The organism is Chitinophaga rupis, from assembly GCF_900109685.1.
Lineage (GTDB): Bacteria > Bacteroidota > Bacteroidia > Chitinophagales > Chitinophagaceae > Chitinophaga > Chitinophaga rupis.
This window is the reverse complement of record NZ_FOBB01000004.1, coordinates 73,034-89,068: the sequence shown is the minus strand read 5'-3', so window position 1 is coordinate 89,068 and position 16,035 is coordinate 73,034. Positions and strand designations below refer to the sequence as shown.

General features: G+C 48.3%; 14 protein-coding genes. 6 read left to right on the top strand and 8 right to left on the bottom strand.

The annotated features are described in order from the left end of the window. The first annotated feature begins 14 nt into the window (after positions 1-14). The gene (locus BMZ54_RS17220) at positions 15-1,115 is read left to right on the top strand and encodes a glycosyltransferase family 4 protein (protein ID WP_089914454.1); all 1,101 of its coding nucleotides are present in this window, start codon (positions 15-17) and stop codon (positions 1,113-1,115) included. Here BMZ54_RS17220 and BMZ54_RS17215 read toward each other — a convergent pair. Then, on the bottom strand, positions 1,091-2,167 hold the full coding sequence (locus BMZ54_RS17215; RefSeq protein ID WP_089914451.1) for a glycosyltransferase family 4 protein: 1,077 nt from the start codon (positions 2,165-2,167) through the stop codon (positions 1,091-1,093). The genes BMZ54_RS17220 and BMZ54_RS17215 overlap by 25 nt on opposite strands. 42 nt (positions 2,168-2,209) lie before the next feature. After that, complete coding sequence (locus BMZ54_RS17210) at positions 2,210-2,572, bottom strand: DUF1304 domain-containing protein (protein WP_089915736.1); 363 nt, start codon at positions 2,570-2,572, stop codon at positions 2,210-2,212. 127 nt (positions 2,573-2,699) lie between these two features. Between BMZ54_RS17210 and BMZ54_RS17205 the strand changes: the two genes are divergently transcribed. After that, complete coding sequence (locus BMZ54_RS17205) at positions 2,700-3,485, top strand: Rieske (2Fe-2S) protein (RefSeq protein WP_089914448.1); 786 nt, start codon at positions 2,700-2,702, stop codon at positions 3,483-3,485. Positions 3,486-3,555: 70 nt separating this feature from the next. Further along, positions 3,556-4,035, top strand: a complete 480-nt coding sequence (locus BMZ54_RS17200) for a group II truncated hemoglobin (RefSeq protein ID WP_089914445.1) — start codon at positions 3,556-3,558, stop codon at positions 4,033-4,035. Here the strand turns inward: BMZ54_RS17200 and BMZ54_RS17195 are convergent, their stop codons facing one another. Both BMZ54_RS17195 and BMZ54_RS17190 read right to left on the bottom strand, forming a co-directional pair. Continuing rightward, positions 4,036-4,491 (bottom strand): hypothetical protein, encoded by a 456-nt coding sequence (locus tag BMZ54_RS17195; protein ID WP_089914442.1) that lies wholly within the window; start codon positions 4,489-4,491, stop codon positions 4,036-4,038. Further along, a complete protein-coding gene (locus BMZ54_RS17190) occupies positions 4,466-5,659 on the bottom strand; it encodes a DUF4221 family protein (RefSeq protein WP_089914439.1) in 1,194 nt (397 codons plus the stop codon). Before BMZ54_RS17190 ends, BMZ54_RS17195 begins: the two co-directional genes overlap by 26 nt. A 378-nt stretch (positions 5,660-6,037) precedes the next feature. Here BMZ54_RS17190 and BMZ54_RS17180 point away from each other — a divergent pair, with 378 nt between their 5' ends. From BMZ54_RS17180 to BMZ54_RS17170, 3 genes are read left to right on the top strand one after another with little or no spacing between them, the layout of a single operon-like run. Then, entirely contained in the window at positions 6,038-7,264 is a 1,227-nt protein-coding gene (locus tag BMZ54_RS17180; protein ID WP_089914433.1) for an acyltransferase family protein, read from the top strand. A gap of 33 nt (positions 7,265-7,297) precedes the next feature. After that, entirely contained in the window at positions 7,298-8,326 is a 1,029-nt protein-coding gene (locus tag BMZ54_RS17175) for a sensor histidine kinase (RefSeq protein ID WP_162277576.1), read from the top strand. Continuing rightward, on the top strand, positions 8,323-9,030 hold the full coding sequence (locus tag BMZ54_RS17170; RefSeq protein WP_162277575.1) for a LytR/AlgR family response regulator transcription factor: 708 nt from the start codon (positions 8,323-8,325) through the stop codon (positions 9,028-9,030). Before BMZ54_RS17175 ends, BMZ54_RS17170 begins: the two co-directional genes overlap by 4 nt. Before the next feature lie 92 nt (positions 9,031-9,122). Here BMZ54_RS17170 and BMZ54_RS17165 read toward each other — a convergent pair whose 3' ends face one another. The 4 genes from BMZ54_RS17165 to BMZ54_RS17150 form a co-directional block, all read right to left on the bottom strand. Beyond that, positions 9,123-9,776, bottom strand: coding sequence for a class I SAM-dependent methyltransferase (locus BMZ54_RS17165; protein ID WP_089914427.1), 654 nt, complete (start codon positions 9,774-9,776; stop codon positions 9,123-9,125). 118 nt (positions 9,777-9,894) lie between these two features. Then, complete coding sequence (locus BMZ54_RS17160) at positions 9,895-10,572, bottom strand: DUF3823 domain-containing protein (protein ID WP_089914424.1); 678 nt, start codon at positions 10,570-10,572, stop codon at positions 9,895-9,897. 9 nt (positions 10,573-10,581) lie between these two features. After that, positions 10,582-12,474, bottom strand: a complete 1,893-nt coding sequence (locus tag BMZ54_RS17155) for a RagB/SusD family nutrient uptake outer membrane protein (RefSeq protein ID WP_089915730.1) — start codon at positions 12,472-12,474, stop codon at positions 10,582-10,584. 11 nt (positions 12,475-12,485) lie between these two features. Then, positions 12,486-15,683: a SusC/RagA family TonB-linked outer membrane protein gene (locus BMZ54_RS17150; protein ID WP_089915726.1), complete on the bottom strand. Its 3,198-nt coding sequence runs from the start codon at positions 15,681-15,683 to the stop codon at positions 12,486-12,488. Positions 15,684-16,035 lie beyond the last annotated feature (352 nt).

Genomic DNA, 16,035 nt, shown 5'->3' with positions numbered 1-16,035 from the left:
CCGGGCAGCTTTTTATGAGGATCGTATTTGCAAGTTATGTTTGTTCTTCCGGTTTTACAAACCCGGGGGAATGGCTGCAGCGCACTAATTTTTATACCGGCATACCGGAGGCTTTAAGCCGGGAAAATGAAGTCATCTCTATTGAACAGATTGACTATGAAGGCCGTTACCAGCAAAACGGGGTAGACTACCATTTTATGGATTTTGGTAAAAGAACCGTTCTTTTTCCCTGGCAGCAGCACCGCTATATAAAAGCCCTGCAGCCGGATGTAGTATTTGTGCACGGTTTACATTTTGCCATACAGGTAATACAGCTGCGCCTGCAATTAGGCAGCCGGGTAAAGATCATTGCCCAGCACCATGCGGAAAGGCCATCGCGGTGGCCTAAGCGCTACCTGCAGCAGCTTGCGGCTTATTGTATTGATGCCTACCTGTTCACCTCACAGGCTATGGGGGTGGATTGGATGAAAAAGGCGCATATCCGCAGCACGGGCAAAATTCATGGGGTTATGGAAGGCTCTTCTGTTTTTTACCCGGTAGCGCAGTCCCTGGCAAGGGCAAAAACGGGCGTTCAGGGCGCACCGGCTTTCCTGTGGGTAGGGCGGTTAAATGATAATAAAGATCCGCTGACAGTGGTTCGTGCCTTCCTGCAATTTACCCGGCAGTACCCGGAGGCCCGCTTGTATATGATCTATCATACCACGGAATTGCTGCCGGAAATTGAAAGCCTGCTGCAAAGTGAGGCGGCTTATAAAGACAAAATTATTTTAGTAGGGAAGGTGCCGCATGACGACCTGTTGTATTGGTTTAACAGCGTGCCTTTTATTATTTCCGGATCACATTATGAAGGGAGTGGTATAGCGGTGTGCGAGGCTATGTCCTGCGGATGTATTCCTGTGCTTACAGATATCCTTTCTTTTCAGTTGCTCACTAATAACGGAAACTGTGGTGTATTATATGCCCCGGGTAATGAGGCCGCGCTGCTGCAGGCCCTTTTACAGGTTACTACGCTGGATGTGGCTGTGGAGCGCAGTAAAGTATTAGCGCAATTCCAGTCACAGCTTTCCTTTGAGGCTATTGCCAAAAAAATTCAGGAGGTCATTGCTTCATTATAGCCGAAGAGCTGCATAATGGCCCTGGCGCTGCCGTTCATCTCATAAGGTAATACAGCTTGCCGTTGCGCAGGCGGCCGGCGCAGCAGGGTAAGCACCTGTTCCACCATCGCCGCTTTATCTTTTACAATGTACCAGTTGGGAATAACAGCCTGCATGGGTTGTACAAAGCTTACCACCTGTGCGCCTGCATACAATGCTTCCAGCATTACCATACCAAAACCTTCATAAGAGGAGGGGTGCAGTAAAATGCGGCTGCGTTGCATAAGCCGTAATACTTCACGGTGCAGCTGCTCACCGTATAGCTGTACATTATCCTGTAAGCCCCATTTGGCAATCAGCGCCTGTAAGTGATGCACTTCTGTTCCCTTGCCGCATATGCCGGTTTTAATATTGGGGAAATGTTGTTTTACGGCATGAATAACTTCAATAAAGATCTCGTATTGTTTTAAGGGCACCAGGTTGCCAACGCCTAATATATCAATATCCACCGGCGCGGCAGCAGGGGGGAAGTCAGTCGTATTCACCCCAATGGGGATTACATGCTGCGGCATAATGTGGTGATTGCGGTTAAACTCCTGCACTAAAAAATCTGATATGGCTATCAGCTCCTGCGGCGCGGGGCGTATATAACGTACTGTGTTGTTCGTTTTTTTTGCATCCTGTCCCAGGATCCAGATGTGATGTTTTATGTTATAACGCTTTCCAAAATAATGGCCTACCAGCGCACAGGGGCCGCACCAGCAGCTGAAAAGACCTATCACATCATGATCCTGCCAGAGCTTTTTCAGCTGCCGCCATATTTTCCACCAGGAATGTAAGAGGTGAACTTTGTTACGGTATTTACCACCCATGCTGATGATGGTGTTGCCATGCCACTGATAGGTATGTGTAAAAAAAGGATAATGAAAGGCTACCACCACCACCTTTAACCCCGGGAACTCTTTATTCAGGGACCTTACCAGCAGCTGCAGCGGAGGCAGGCAGGTTGTATCCGCCTCATTTTCCGGAAAGCCGGGTATAAGTATCACCAGTGTTTTGCTGTTATTTGCCATGCAGGTTGTACTGTTCAAACAGGCCGCAAAGTAATGAATTTATCAGGCCAGCAATAATACAGTTAATGCAATAACGGCCGGTAAACCCTGCTTTATGAAGATGGACCTGGAAGCGGTAAGCCCGCCATAAATACCGGCTACTATCACACAAGCCAGGAAAAAGCAGGCCACATTCCGGCTCCAGCTTACATCTGAAATAAACAACGACCAGATCAGGCCGGCGGCCAGGAAGCCATTATACAGGCCCTGGTTGGCTGCCAGCGTTTTGGTTTCTTCAAACAGGTGAGCCGGCAAAGAGCGGAAGGTCTTTTTGCCCACTGTGGTCCAGGCAAACATTTCCAGCCAAAGTATATACAGGTGTTCCAGGGCTACCAGGCCTATGAGGATCTTGGCAAACAGTAACATGCTCATGAATTTTATAGGGGATATAGTGAAAATATTATAAATGTAAGTTATGCCAGCCGGTTTACCATCCATAAACAGGTAAACTTTTTGATAGAGGCTTTGTATACCAAAACAAAATCTTACCACCATGAAAAGTACTGCGCATATTAAGGGGCATCCGCTTCATCCTATACTGGTTACTTTTCCCATTGCCTTTTTTATAGGCACGCTCTTATTTGATATAATGGCGTTAGTGAACGACCGTTACGATTTTGCCTTTGTGGCATCGTGTATGCAAATAGCAGGCATCACCACGGCATTGCTGGCTGCGGTGCCAGGTATTATTGATTACATATTTACAGTGCCTCCTAAAAGCTCCGGTAAAAAACGGGCTACCCGGCATGGGTTGCTGAACGTACTGAACTTGGTGCTGTTCTTTGTAGCCTGGCTGCTAAAGCGTAACCCTTATGTACCGGCCTTTGGTATCCTGCTGCTGGAAATGGCGGGGATCGTGCTCCTGGGCTTTGCCGGCTGGATGGGTGGTACGCTGGTGTATCGCAATCAGATAGGCGTTTTTACCCGTTATGCGGGCGGTGGTAAGTGGAAAGAAGAACGTTTCACTGGTAACGATCAGCCCATAGAAGTAGCTAACAGTGATGAGCTGAAAACCGACCAGATGAAGCTGGTGCATGTGCAGGGTAAACGTATTGTGATCGGCAAAACAGAAACCGGTTATGTAGCTTTTGACGATGGCTGCACCCACAAAGGCGGCTCGCTGGCAGGCGGCGCTATGATCTGTGGTACGGTGCAGTGTCCATGGCATGGCTCCCAGTTTGATGTAAATACCGGCCAGTTGAAAACCGGGCCTGCGAAACAGGGCATTGTGATATACCGGTTAACGGAAGATAACGGCAAGGTGTACCTGCACTTGTAAAGATCGTGTAAACCCGGCTACATTGTGAAGAAAAGTCTCCATATATTCGCCTATAATCTATACCGGTATTATGGCAGACGAAAAAATAATTCCTACTTTATATGAATGGGCGGGCGGACAGGCAGCGCTGGAAAAGCTAACGGAGGTATTCTATGATAAGGTGCTTAAAGATCCTTTGTTGTACCCGGTGTTTAAAGATATGAGCGGCGACCATAGCAAGCATGTTGCGCATTTTATCGCCGAAGTTTTTGGCGGTCCTAAATTATATTCAGAACAGGATAACGGCAGTCATGCATCTATGGTGGCCCATCACGTAGGAAAGATGCTGGATGAGACCAAACGCAAAAGATGGATGGCTCTTTTGCTGGAAACCGCGGATGAGATAGGCCTGGCTAGTGACCCGGAGTTCCGCGCTGCGCTGGTAGGCTACCTGGAATGGGGCAGCCGTATTGCCGTAATGAACTCCACTACCACCGAAAACCCTGTTAAAGAAGGTGAGCCCATGCCTAAATGGGGATGGGGTGAACCCGGCGGGCCGTACCAGCCCTGATCACTGCCCCCGCAGCAGCTCAGCTAACCCGTCTGACCCCGGGCTTTGATAGGTGATCCCTTTTATTGCATTTCCTTTAATAGTAATGATCATCGGATAAATGTCCTTTCCCTGCTCGGGGTAATGGATAATATTGTTGCTGTCAATTAATACCCGGCTATTGTTCATTACTTCATTACCCAGTTTTATCCGTAATAATTTAATGGATTGTACACGCGTAAAAATGTATTTCGCCTGCGGGAACCGGGTGTAATTCCTTTTCACAAAATCTTCTGCGGTGCTGATACAGCCTTCACAGCCCTGGTTGGGTATTACCACGTAATGCCCGGCAGGCAATGGTTTGGCATCCACTGCATGTAAGGCCTGCAGCAGCTTGTCCGGTGGTGCGGAGCAAGCCATAAAGCCTAACAGTAACGTATATAGGAAGATCTTATAACTCCGGGTTGATGTGTACATATTGCCCAATGTTTTGGTCATGGTTAGCTACATTCAGAAAATACAGGCCTTGTTCCGTTACAAAAAAATTATCCAGCGCAAGCCCTTTGGGTAAGGGGCCTTCGCCCAGGTAATGAAAGGTATTGTCAAAAGCGATCAGCGTGGCATGTTTTTCCCCCAGCTGCTGCGCATTCAGCTCAGCGGCGGCAGGCGGGGTTTGTAATACCCGGTAATAATGCTGGTGGTAAGCATCATAAATAATATCCCGGTAAGCAGCTGTGTTTGTAAAATAACGTAAGGCATTATCCGGGTCCTGTAGCTGCGGGCTATTCTTAGGTATAGGCATGGAGCTTATGCATAGCTTTTGCCGGCTGCCCGCATATACGTTGGTTATGTGCCATGCGCTGTCAATCACCTGCAGGTGATGGTCTGCCGGCAGGCTAAGCAACAGTGTGCCCTGCTGCCGGTTATACGCCGAATAAGTTGTGCGCATATGGGAGCCGCCCCAGTTACCGGTTTTATAAATAGCGGAGTAAGGTACTTTGTGCTGCAGGCTGCCATCCGGTAAGTGAAGGATGGAGAAGAGCGTGCGCCCTGCCGGCACTTCGCTGTCATGCTCGCCCATTAAATAACCGGTACCAATAATATTATTGCCCTTAAAAATAATAGGGGCGGCATTACTGGCATTGGGAGGCGCGGGGTTAAAGGCAAAATTGGTTTTTATTTTTCTATCGTAAAAAGACAGTGTTTTATATACCGTATCTGTATCCAGGTTATAATAAGACAGGCGAAATACGCCATAGGTGTACAACAGCAGGCTATCGCGGTTCAGGTAATGCATGTACATCACCTTATAATTCAGGTGCAGTGCCTGCGCCCGGCTGGGTTTTGTTACGGTATCAGCAGCCGTTAGCGGGTATTGCAGCAGCCGTTTGCCATAGGTGTCCAGTATCAGCAGGGCATTTTCTTTTTCCAGGTATTGCACCGGTGTTTGTACGCCTATTACCAGCATACTGTCCAGGTACAGGTTTAAGGGCTTTCCAATATTGATCTTCAGGGGAATAAGGCTGTCTGTAGCAGTGGTGCAGGATTGAACAACCGGTGTTGCGGTTTCTTTACAGGCAGTGGTCATACAAAACAGCAGGGCTACCATTACGGTAGCCCACTGATAATTTCTCCTATTGTACATAAGCCGTACAATTGGGTTTTTCTGTTGCTATTGGAGAACCACAGTAATAATACGCGTGTCCTTCAATGTACTCGGCTTTACATTTCCCGTTCAAAAAAGTGGGACTTACCTCACAGGGGGTGGAGCTTCCAGGTACCCAGCTACATACAGCTGCCAGGGCAAAGCCCAGGAAAATACAGGTTTTCTTCATCGTTTAATGGATTTGAGTGCAGAAATAGGATTTATCATAATCAATATACTAACTTTTTTAATTCGCATAACGGGTAAGTAGCCTACTGCGGCAGGATAGCAGTGTGCGGGTTGTCACCCTAAAATTGCAGGTGGTCAAAACAGAGGCCTGTAACGCTTTTACAGTCGTTAGGTTTGTAAAAAAAAGAAATGCAACCTACAAATAGACAAACTTACCTTGACTGGCTGCGTATTGCAGCGATCTTTGGCGTGCTGTTATTCCATTCCGCCCGCCCGTTTATGGTAGATGATCCCTGGCATGTGAACAATGCCACCCAAAGCAATGTGCTGACGGAGTTTGCCTTTTGGCTTAGCCGTTTCCGTATGCACCTGCTGTTCTTTATTTCCGGAACGGTTTCCTGGTTTATGGTCAGCAAAAAAAGCGCCCGCGGTTTTATGTGGCTGCGTTTCCAGCGCCTGTTCATTCCCCTGCTGGTAGGTATGCTGGTAATTGTGCCGCCCCAGATCTATATGGAGCGGTTAAACCAGGGTTTTAAGGGGAACTTCTGGCATTTTTACCCTTCTATTTTTGAGATGCGCCCTTACCCGCACGGTAATACCAGCTGGCATCACCTGTGGTTTATTGCATACCTGCTGGTGTTTGACCTGTTGCTGACGCCTTTTTTCGGATGGGCTGTTTCCCCGAAGGCCAAAGGCTTTGTTGAAAAATTGAAATTCTTTGCCCGTGGCAAAAATGTATATCTGTTAATGCTTCCTTCCGCCACATGGTTTTCATTAACCGTGCTGAAATATCCCATGACCGGTGACCTGGTGCACGACTACTGCTTTTTTGTGTACTGGATGCTTTTCCTGGTAGCAGGCTTCATTTGCATGCTGCAACCCGCCCTGATGGACAGCCTGGAACGTAACCGCCGTTTTTCGCTGGGCATGGCCCTGGTTATGATGGGGTTCATTAACTACCTGCGCTGGAATAATGTAGGGCTGAGCACCTGGGTCCCGGACTGGGATCAGCATTGGTATCTGTATCCATACCTGGCAAGGCAGCCGCTGAACTCCTGGTTCTGGGTATTTGCGCTGATAGGGTATGGTAAGAAATACCTGAACCGGAAAGTAAAGGTGATGGATTATATTAACCAGGCCATCTATCCCTTTTACATCCTGCACCAGACAGTGATCGTGATCATTGCCTGGTATGTGGTAAAAACCAACGATACCATTGGCATGAAGTACGGCTTTATTGTAATAACCTCTTTATGTGTAAGCATGTGTATTTACCATGTATTTATAAAACCGTTTGCCCTTACCCGTTACCTGTTTGGAATGCGGCCTCTTGAGAAAAAGGTACAGGCCCCGGTAAGTGAAAAGCCGGTACCGCAGCCGACCCCGCAGGTAGCACCGGAGCTGGTTGTATCCTAAAAAGTTTACTGATCTTTGCTTAACTTCATGACTATGCAGTATAAATGGTGGCGTTTGATATTTCCGGTTTTTTACGGGTTGCTCATTTATATGACCATCCGCCTGGTAAATGATGTGATCACCGGTACCCGCTTCTGGCTGAGGCCCTGGGCTGTTAATGCCATTGAATTAACGGTGGTAACGCTTATCAGCTACATTAATATATGGGGTATTCATAAATTACTGGAAAGGAACCAGCGCCATTTTAAGGCGCCGGTACGTAACCGCGGTTTGCTGAAGGAGTTTGCTGTGGTAGGTTTGTATGTGGAGCTGGTGAGCACTGTATTCATAATACCCATGGCCGCTCTTACAGATGACGGGCTTACCTGGTACGATGCGGTGCTCATTTACCTGATACCACTGCTTTACTTATTGTTCTATTACGCTTTTATAAGGGGAAATGCTTCTATGAGAAAAAGTTATGAGCAGCAGCTGCAGATAGAAAAGATCAGTAACGATCAGCTGCAAACAGAATTACGTTTTCTGAAAGCGCAGTACCATCCGCACTTTTTGTTCAATGCATTGAATACGGTATATTTCCAGATGGATGAGGATGTGAGCCGGGCCAAGCAAACCATTGAAGAGCTCTCGGAGCTGCTGCGTTACCAGCTGTATGACCAGCAGCAGCTGGTTTCCATCCGGCAGGAATTGCAGTACCTGCAATCGTATATTCACCTGCAAAAAAGCCGGATGAATGATCATCTTAACCTGCAGGTGCAGTTTGATGAAGCGCTAGACGGGCAGCAGGTGTACCCCTTGCTATTATTACCCCTGGTGGAAAATGCTTTTAAATACGCCGGCGGTGAATACTGGATCAATATTTCTGCCAGGTTAAATAACGGAGAGCTGCACTTTGAGGTAAGTAATGCAAAACCGGAGATCATTCCGGAGAGAAAGGGCAGGAGCGGCATTGGGCTGGATAACCTGCAACGGCGCCTGGCCCTGCTATACCCCAACCGGCATACGCTGGCCATTAAAGATAACGGGCAAAGTTTTACGGCTAATTTAAATATAGGATTATGATCAGGATCAAATGTGTAATTACAGATGATGAGCCAATGGCCCGCAAAGGCATTAAAGGGTATGTGGAGAAAGTGGATTTCCTGGAGCTGGTAGGAGTTTGTGAAGATGCCGTATCATTAAACAGCCTGCTGCGTGAGCAGCCGGTGGACCTGCTGTTCCTGGATATAGAAATGCCCTACATCAATGGCCTGGAGCTGCTGCAAAGTATTACTAACCCACCTAAGGTGATCTTTACTACCGCCTATGAGCAATATGCTATAAAAGGTTTTGAGCTGGAAGCAGTGGATTATTTACTGAAACCCATTTCCTTTGAGCGCTTTCTGAAGTCGGTGAACCGTGTGTACGATCTGTTTCGCCAAACCTCAGCGCCCGCAGCATCCGACCATTTGTTTATTAAAACAGATGATAAGCTGGTGAAGATCTCCATTAACGATATTGTATATATAGAGGCAATGGAAAATTATATAAACATTTACACGGCACAAACCCGCTATATTACGCATACCACATTAAAATCTGTGCTGGAATGTATTACGGATCCCGGTTTTATTCAAACACACAAATCGTTTGTGATCAATGCCGCTAAAATTACCAGTATTGAGGGGAACCTGATTGAGCTGGGCAAGCACCAGGTACCGGTATCACGCAGCATGAAGGATGCGGTGCTGGAGAAGATATTGAAGAATAAGCTACTTAAAAAGTAATTACGAATTACGAATTTGTCAATTACGAATTATAATGCAGCGAAGATTATGCAAAACGCTCTACACAATTCGTAATTGACAATTCGTAATTGTTATTTGCCGGCCACAAGTACAATCCTGTCCATTTGAAATTCTTTTTCCATGATCTTCACCACTTCTTCCTTTTCTTCCACAGCCTGCTGAATAGTAAAGCCGGCCTTTTGCAGCAGGGTAGTGGCTTTGGCGGTATCATACAATTCAAAGCCGTATTGTGTAAAGGGCAGTTTTTCCATAATGCTTTTGCTGCGTATGCCAATGGCCAGCCGGCCGCCGGGTTTTAATACCCGTTTAATTTCCGCTAATAAAGCCAAAGGCTCTTCCCAGAAGTACAGGGTATTAACGGTGTATACCTTATCAAAGAAATCATTATCATAGGGCAGCTCCCGGCCATTCCCTAATGTAAAGGAAGCCATGCCGTTGGTGATGAGCGCTGCATGCTGCTGCCGGGCCTGCGCTAACATGGTTTCAGAAATATCAATGCCATAATATCTTAAATGAAGGGCACGGGAAAGCAGGTAAGGCACGTAACCACCATCTGCCGGGCCAATTTCCAGCACGGTATTATTGCTTTCACAAGCCAGCAGGTCAATGGTGCGCTGGATCATGCCGCCATTGCCAACCTTCATATTGGCGGCTATTTTAAGTCCTTCTTCCCCTTGCGGGTGGCTCAGTTGGCGGGCAATGCCCTGTAATGCTGCTTCGTTCATGCGCTAAAATTTCCGGCGGTTATGGCCGCCCGTTTAAGAATGCCATCCGGGTTGTAATAAAGATAATCATTACAAACCGGACGGCGAAAGCTGCCAGCTTCCGTTGGCAGGTGTTATATTATTTCAGCTCGATTTTCTGTGGCATGGTGTACAGCAATTCCGCTATGCCGGCGGTTTTAACGCCTACCCGTGCATACACATATCCCTTGGCAATAAGGGAAGGCGGGATAGCCACGGTTAAATTAACCGGCTGCGTAATGTTGGGAATGTCTGCAGCAGCTACCGTTGTACCGGCCACACTGTTCACCTGGTCTACTACGGTAGTGGAGCCAAGGTAAATGGATACGGCATCCAGCGGCAGGCTGTTATTTATTTGCTGCAGTGTAACCGTAGCTGTTATATCGGAGCCGCTCCGCCCTATGTTGGCGGTTTTAATAATGAAAAAGGGCTCTACCGGTACCTCTACGGTTGTATTGCCATTTACCGTTACATCCAGCGAATCGGAATTGTTTACCCAGGGGCCATTACCACGTAACAGCACCAGCTTATAGCTGCCGTTGAACAGGGATGCGGAAAAGGTGCCATCCTGCGCTATATACACGGGTATTTTGGTGAACAGGGCTGAACCATGTTGCCACAGCTCCAGCTGCACACCGTTAGAGCGTAAGCCCACCGGCTGCTTATCGTACACAACCTGGCCGGTAAGGATAGCCTTGGGCTCCTCGTAATTATCTTTTTTACATCCTGCGGCTGCTATGAATGCGATCGCCAGGAATGAGATGATGATACGTTGCATAATATTGAGTTATTGAAAGGGATTTTTAACAATTGTTGGATTATTATTGATCACCGCCTGGTCTATCGAGGAGTAATAATTACCCAGCTGGAAAAATCTTGGCGCCCTGAACCGTGGTGCGATCATTTTCACAAATACATACTTGCCGTTGCGGGCTGCATCCCCGGGGCGTACTACGCGGTAAGGGTACAGTGCATACACCATGGCATTCGGGTTACTCACATTGCCATTCCAAAGCTTATCTGCAATACGCCAGCGTTTCAGGTCCCACAGGCGGTGATCTTCAAAGGCCAGCTCTACGCGGCGCTCGTTCTGTATGCGGGCCAGGGTAAGCGTGGTCAAACTGTTGGTGCCAAATCCGGCCCGTTCACGTATGGCATTGATGTAGGTAAGCGCTTCGCCGGTTAATCCCAGCTCAAAGGCGGCTTCTCCCGCATTCAGGTACACTTCCCCTAACCGGAACCAGATCCACCAGATATCGCTCTGTATACCGCGGGTGCTGGTGCGCGCGCCTGCATCAATATATTTGCGCAGGTAAAACCCGGTGTTAGATACTTCCTGTATGGAACGGTGCGGGCCGGAGCTGCCGGTGAGCGTTTTGCCATCTGTGTAGGTAGTATTCAGGTCGCTGCCTTCCACCACATCATATGCATTACGGGTGGCATTCCAGGCCATTACACCTGCCTGTATACCTACCGGCAAACCTTTGAAGGTGGTACCAGGGTAAATAACGGTACCGTATAAACGCGCATCCTTGTTGGCAAATATATCACCAATATTGGTATAATAAATATAATCGCTGTTATCGGCAGTGCGGGTTTTTAACGCGCCAGCTGTACCATCCAGGTACTCATAGCTTTCCACCAGGTTCAGGGAAGGCGTTACGGAAGAGGAGCCCAGGTTATCCTCGCGGATACCACGCACAATATTGTCGTAAGAGAACCAATGCCGTTTTTGCGGCGTCAGGAAATCCTTTACAAAAATGGCTTCCTTATTGCCGGATTTTTTGGTGATGGCCTCATAAAAGTTCTCGCCTGGGATGGGGTTCACCTTGTACAACGTATATACGCCGCTGTTAATGATCTCTTTGGATGCTTCCAGCGATTTGGTATAAAATTCCGTGGCCCTAGATGCAGGGATACCTACTTCACCGCCGGGGGTGCTGATGGGTGCGGGCATCAGGTTATTGTATTTGGCAATCGAGGCGGCATACAGCATGGCCCGGCTTTTCAGCGCCAGGGCGGTGTACTTGTTGGCGCGGGACACATTACCGTCATTGCCAAGATCATTTTTAATAGCATCTACTTCACTGGCTATAAAATCATACACCGCTTCCTCCTTGGCGCGTGGTACCTGCAGGGGAGTGGCATTGCCGCTGTAATCATAAAGCAGCTGTTTGGTAACCAGGGGCACACCGCCCATTCTTTTTACCAGCTCAAAATAATCGTAAGCCCGCAGGAAACGCAGCTCAGCGGTGAACTGTTTCTTCTGATCGTCCGTTAAGCGCTCGCCGTACTGGGCTATGTTTTCCAGCGCCAGATTAATGTCGCGGATATAAGAATAGTTCCATAAACGCCAGCTTTCAAATCCATAGGCAGGAATGTTATTACGCCCGTCTTCATTAGACTGGCCGGACCACATGGCATCGTCAATATTGGCCATATCGCGCCACTGGGCTATGCGCCCGTCCAGGTCGCCATTATTATTAATATCCTGCAGGCCGGTTTGTACCGGCAGGCGGTCGTAAAAATTAGCCAGCAGGGCTACGATCTGTTTGGGATCATTCCATACCTGCTCTTCCAGCAATATGGTGCGGGGCTTCCGCTCCAGCCAGTCTTTTTTGCACGCGCCGGCAGTGAGCAGGCAAAGGCCCAGGAGTATGTATTTATATGTCTTTTGCATAATTATCATCATTAAAGGGAAAGATTAAAACCAAAATTGTACAGCCGTTGCTGCGGATATACGAGCCCGTTACTGGAGCTGATCTCCGGATCAATTTCATATTTCTTTACATTGTCCAGGGAGAACAGGTTAGTGCCGTTCACATATATCCGGAAGGCGTTCACTCCAATCTTGTTCAGCCAGGCTTTAGGAAAGTTGTAACCCAGTTCCAGGTTCCTGAGCCGGATGTACCGTACGTTGGTGATCCAGAAGTCATTGGTCCGGTAATTCACATGCGTGGTATTGTCTTTCCGGATGGCAGGGTAGGTGCCGGCAATCCATTTGCTGTTTGGATCATACGGATCTTCGCGGTGCCAGCGGTCGGTGAACATATAGGCCGGTGAGGAACCGTTGTTCTGGAAAGGATAACGCAGCTCCCAGTCGCGCAGGTAAGACTGCATAGTGGCACCTGCAAAATCAAAACGCAGGGTAATGCCTTTATAACCCACACTGCCGTTAATGCCAAAGCTTACATATGGCTGCGCGCCCTGTGCATAACCAATGGGACGCTGATCCATGTCGTTAATGATCTTATCGCCATTCACATCTTCATACTTGAAATCACCGGGCAGCTCGGTACGGTTGCCCTGCCCGTCGTTATTAATGCCATAGTTATCAATCTCCTCCTGTGATTCAAAACGTCCGGTTACATGGTATCCCCAGGTAATGTTGGACCAGCGGTCTTCTACAGAGTTGCGGTACTTATCCCACTCATTGCCGAAACGGGGTTTATAGGTGCTTACACTTTTCAGCCGCGCATACGTGGCATTTACCCCGATGGAATAATTTACCTGGCCGGTTTGGCCACTGTAGGTAACCATGCCTTCTATACCGCGGGTAGCATCTGCATTCAGGTTCTCATTGGGTAAGGTGTAGCCTACTTCGCTGGGCAGCAGCACATCATAACGGGCTGCCGGCAGGCCGGTACGTTTGCGCTTGAATACATCCACCTGGCCACTGATCTTATTATCCAGCAGGGTAAAGTCAATACCAATGTTGGTGGAGCGGTTCTTTACCCAGGAAAGCTGCGTAATAGGCAGCCCGCGCGGACGGATCCCGATCACATATGCGCCATTCAGCACAGCGCCGCCCTGGTTAAAGTTGTAGCCAGACAGGTAGCTGAAGGGTTGGGGAGGATCGCCGTTCGGGAAGCCGATCTCGCTGCCGGTTTCACCATAGGATGCCCTGATCTTCAGGTCATTCAAAAAGGTGCCCAGCTTATCTTTCAGGAAAGGTTCCTCTGAAATACGCCAGCCAACGGATATGCCCGGGAAAAAGCCCCAGCGGTGGCCTTTGGCATACAGGTAAGAGCCATCATACCGGCCCAATAGTTCCAGCAGATACTTTTGCTTAAAGTTATAGTTAACCCTGCCTATATAACCGGCACGGGCCTCCGTAGTCCATTCATCCGACAAATAATCCTGTTCCGATAAATACTGCGTAGGGATGTAGTTGTTAGTAGGAATGGTGTGTACTACGTAATAAGAGTTATCATAATCAGACCGCTCATAGGCTGCCACGGCTGATATAGCATGCGGGCCAAATTGCTTGTTATAGCTTAGCTGGAACTGCCCGTAACGGGAGATCACATTCCGCTTATGCCTTTCACGCCAGGGGTTCTGGTTACCGAAGCCGGGCTGTGTGTTATAAGTATCTGTGTTGGCATCATACTTATACGCATCCCAGGTATATTCAAACCCGTCAAAATCTTCGTTCATGTAGTTGTAAGAGTAAATGCCTTTTGCCGTTAGCCCGAAATTAAAATCATACTGCGCATTCAGGTTCACGTTAATGCCGCGCCACCACTCATCCAGGTAACCGGTAACATCATCTTTATACGTAGCGGGGTTCACGTTTACGTTATGCGTTTGATTAATGTAGTTGGGATTATCGTTGGCATACGGGCTTTCTGTAGGCCACATGCTGAAAATGCTCAGGAAAGGATTAAAGTAATCATCCAGCCCGGGCACGCCTACATTATGCGTTTTTTCCAGGCGGGCGCTGATCTGCGTGCCTACTTTCAAACCCTTGGCCAGGCTGCTTTCCAGGTTAGCCTGCAGGTTGGTGCGTTCAAAGCTGAAATCCCTTACAATAGCATCCTGCTGAATACGGCTTACGGCTAAATAATAGGTAGAACGTTCGCCTCCGCCGGATGCGCTTGCACTCAGGTAAGACTGCGGTACATTGGGGCGTAAGGTTTCTTTGTAATAGTCATAACTCTTGTATCCCTTTTCTGTGCCGGCCTCCCATTTGGCCAGCTCCTGCGGGGAGTACAGCAGCGAAGGATCGCGGCCCAGGTTCTGCTCAGATTCCACCAGCGCGCGCACATATTGCCCGGCATTAGCAGGATGTGGGTAACGGGTAAAGTTCTGCAGGCCATAATAACCGGAAACATTGATGTTTGGCTTACCACCGCGTTTGCCTTTTTTGGTGGTTACCAGTACCACACCGTTGGATGCGCGCAAGCCGTAAATGGAGGCAGAAGCATCTTTCAGGATGGTAATGCTTTCAATATCTTCTATGCCCAGGCTGTTAAACACGTCCTGTCCGCTGCCTTGCGTAAAACCGAATGCAGTAGTATTGGGGCTGCCGGTGTAGGGCACGCCATCTATTACATACAGCGGGTTACCCAGGTTCCTGATCTGTATGTTGGTGCCTCTGCCGGGCCTTGCATCCGGAGCCCGCGCAGTAAGGCCGGGCATTCTGCCTACCAGTGCGGCAGACACCGTGGTGGCAGGCGTACGTACCAGGTCTTCTGATTTTACGGAGCTTACAGCGCCGCTCACCGTGGCCTTTCTTTGTGTGCCGTAACCTACTACCACAATATCTGTTAAGCTGCTGGATGCCTGGGCCAGCCGGATGCGCAGCGTGCTGCCGCCGCCCAGTAAAATTTCCTGGTTCTGGTAACCTACATTGGTCACCACAATAGTGCTGCCCTGCGGGGCCTGCAGGTTAAAAACGCCATTCTGGTCGGTGATGGCGCCACGGTTAGTGTTCTTTAGGATAACAGAGGCGCCGGGTATGGGCAGCCCGGCGGAGTCTGTAACCGTACCGTGGTAGGTTTGTGGATTGCCTTGTTGTGCATAGGCAGAAAACGTGCTGATGATGGCAGCCACCAGTGCGCACGCCAACAGCCGCTTCCTGTGCAGGAAGTGTAATAGTGATCTCATAACGCTGGATTTTAATTTAAAGGGTAAATGGAAAATAATACCATCGGAGTTATGCACCACGGTGATACGTTGTTATATTTGAAAAGTGTTTTAGGCTGCTAGGTAAAGCATACAGCTGGCGGTGGTTTTTTGTAAAGTTTTTTACGATGCTTACCTGTATTTTGATCAGTTCCAGGTAACAACAAAAAAGGATACCTGGGTTCAATAGCGATGAGGTGGAATAGACTTCTCATACGGGAATTTTTTGATGGCTGATAAAAAATATGGTCCTGGCTGATAGTGCTTGTAACGCGATTTTTATGGGTTTGGTTCCATGTAAAGTAAAAGTAAAAAAAATAAATGTCAATTTAAC